Genomic DNA, 2,546 nt, shown 5'->3' with positions numbered 1-2,546 from the left:
TCACTCTGGCGACGCGCTCATCAAGCCGCCGCGCAAGAGGCCCACGTCAGACGAAGAGCGCAACTGTAATGCTAGAGAACAATGTGAATTCTCGAGAAGCTTAACGGGTTGCCTATGCGTCATGGCAAATGGGTCTTCAACCATCGTCACCGCCGCAACGTTGATGCTGCACTCACCGGAGCAACTTTGATGGCACGCCGTCGGCATTTCGTCTCCTCCCTGTGCGGCGCCACGGCTGCATTCCTCAGCTTGTTCGCCTCGGCGCCGTCATCAGCCCAGTCGCGGCCCGAAGTAGCTTCTCCAGGCGGTGGATCCGCCACGCTGGAGGCGGTGCGTGCCCGGCGCCTGCTGCTGTGCGGCGTGTCAGGTGAATCGCCGGGCTTCTCGCTGCCCGACAGCCGTGGGGACATGCGTGGCCTCGACGCCGATACCTGCCGGGCCGTCGCGGCTGCCGTTCTGGGTGACGCCAAGCTGGTTCGCTATGTTCCCCTCTCGCCGCAGGCCCGCTTCACGGCGCTGCAGTCCGGCGAGGTGGACCTGCTGGTGCGCAACACGAGCTGGACCCTGACGCGGGAAGCCTCGCTCGGATTGACCATGGCCTGGATCAACTTCCACGACGGCACCGCCTTCGTGGTCCGCGGTGACGCCGGGGTGACCTCGGCGAAGCAGTTGGACGGAGCCACGGTGTGTCTGCTGCAGGGCACCACCACAGAGCTGGACGTCGCAGCCTACTTCCGCGCCAACGGCCTCCACTTCACACCCGTCCTGTTCGCAGGGGTCACCGAGACCGGGGCGGCCTTCCTGGCCGGACGCTGCGACGCCTGGGCCAACGATGCCTCCTACCTTGGGGCTTTCCGGACGACCCAGCCTGATAAAGGACTGGCGATCCTGCCCGAGCGGATCAGCTCCGAACCCGTGGGCGCCATGGTGCGCAAGGGTGATGATCGCTGGTTCGATCTGGTGCGCTGGACTGGCGCGGCGCTGCTGGCAGCCGAGGAGGCTGGAATCACCAGCACGAATGCCGCGGAACAGAAGCACACGACCTCTGATCCATCGGTGCAACGCCTGCTCGGCACCCAAGGTGACCTGGGAACCGCGCTGGGGGTGGATAACGCCTGGGCGTTCAACGTGATCAGCCAGGTCGGTAACTATGGCGAGGTGTGGGAGCGCAACCTGGCGCCGCTGGGCATCGAACGGGGCGCCAACCGCCTCGCCTCCCAGGGTGGGCTCATGTACGCACCGCCGCTGCGCTGATGAGTGCCTTGCACGGGATTGGTTGACCTGCAAACGCGCATAACGACTGAGGATGTGTAAGCAAACTCATGTGTTGTAACGCCGAATCAGCGGCCCGCCGCTTGCGAGGTGCCCGTCGCTATGTTGAGGCTATGGCTGAGGGGTTCCTCCAGGCCGCGACGTTCCACTCCAACGCTATCGTGCTAATCTCCTACTCGAGGTTAGCTCGGCGATGGCCATCGCTCGAAAGCGCTGGCCGAAGACGGCCTGTCGACGAAACCTCCGCCCGCACTTCTTCTGTGTCCTTTGTCACAGCGCTGGCGCACTGGAGTGCGGCTGTAATCAGTTCCTTTACCAGAATAGCTTCAACAGAGCATCCCGAGCTCTAAGCTCCAAGAGGACCGAATACTGACCAGCCCGTACGTACCGACAGCATCTCTAAGGCGCGTACGCCGAGGATGGAGTTGCCATGCCGGTCGAGGTTCGGCGACCAGACGGCGATTGATGCCGTTTCCGGTGCAATGGCGAGGATGCCGCCGCCGACCCCGCTCTTCGCGGGTAAGCCAACACGCACAGCGAAGTCACCCGAGCCATCATAGTGGCCGCACGTCATCATCAGCGCGAGTACGGTCCGCATCCGCTGCGCGCGCTTTATCTCTGCATCGGCGCTGTTTGTGAGACGCGTTCGTGTCAGGAACCGCCCAGCAAGCGCCAGGCCGGCGCAGTCGACTGACAGCGCACACTGCTTGCTGTACGCGCCCATGACGCGGTCGATCGGCGAATGGATATTGTTATGATGCTTCATAAAGCTGAGCATTGCCTGATTGAGATCGCCGCTCTCACTAAGCACTGCATCGTCGAACGAAACGACGCGTCCGTCCAGCTGCTCCTGGACCAAGTCGACGACCGCGTCCTCGTCTGGATGAGCTGCTACCAGTATGTCGATGATAACCAACGCGCCGGCATTGATGAAGGGGTTGCGCGGCACGCCGAGCGTCCGTTCGAGATCGATCACCGAGTTGAAGGGATCCCCCGACGGCTCACGTCCGACCCGCTCGAACACTCGATCCCCAAGCTGCTGGAGTGCGAGATCGAGCGCCAGGACTTTCGAGATGCTTTGGATCGGGAAAACGATGTCAGCGGCGCCAGCAGTGAGGACGGTCTCGGCGGTGGCGATGGCCATGCCGAAGGGGCCTGGTTTCGCCGTCTCCTCCTTGGCATCGGCTGCGGCCTCAATCTCGGATGCGTTCGCCTCGATCTCGTCTTTGATTTCGCTGATGATGCGTTGCAGATCCATTGTACTGGAACATGCT

General features: G+C 62.8%; 3 protein-coding genes. 2 read left to right on the top strand and 1 reads right to left on the bottom strand.

What is annotated here, in order from left to right; translation table 11 throughout:
- Positions 1 to 190, top strand: a 190-nt coding sequence (locus D2K64_RS25815) for a hypothetical protein (protein WP_238384394.1), incomplete at its 5' end; no start/stop codon positions are given.
- Positions 190 to 1,254, top strand: coding sequence for an amino acid ABC transporter substrate-binding protein (locus D2K64_RS23285; RefSeq protein ID WP_120010782.1), 1,065 nt, complete (start codon positions 190 to 192; stop codon positions 1,252 to 1,254). The genes D2K64_RS25815 and D2K64_RS23285, both read left to right, overlap by 1 nt.
- Before the next feature lie 364 nt (positions 1,255 to 1,618).
- Here the strand turns inward: D2K64_RS23285 and glsA are convergent.
- Positions 1,619 to 2,546: glutaminase A (glsA, locus tag D2K64_RS23280; protein WP_238384393.1), on the bottom strand; the 928-nt coding region annotated here is incomplete at its 5' end.

Origin of the sequence: Teichococcus vastitatis (assembly GCF_003604215.1) — a bacterium.
GTDB lineage: Bacteria > Pseudomonadota > Alphaproteobacteria > Acetobacterales > Acetobacteraceae > Pseudoroseomonas > Pseudoroseomonas vastitatis.
The sequence above is the reverse complement of the archived record's forward strand: the minus strand, read 5'-3'. Positions and strand labels throughout refer to the sequence as shown.

What these genes read in the sequence shown, in the direction of transcription:
- D2K64_RS23285 (WP_120010782.1), top strand. Translation starts at nt 190, where the DNA reads ATGGCACGCCGTCGGCATTTCGTCTCCTCCCTGTGCGGCGCCACGGCT.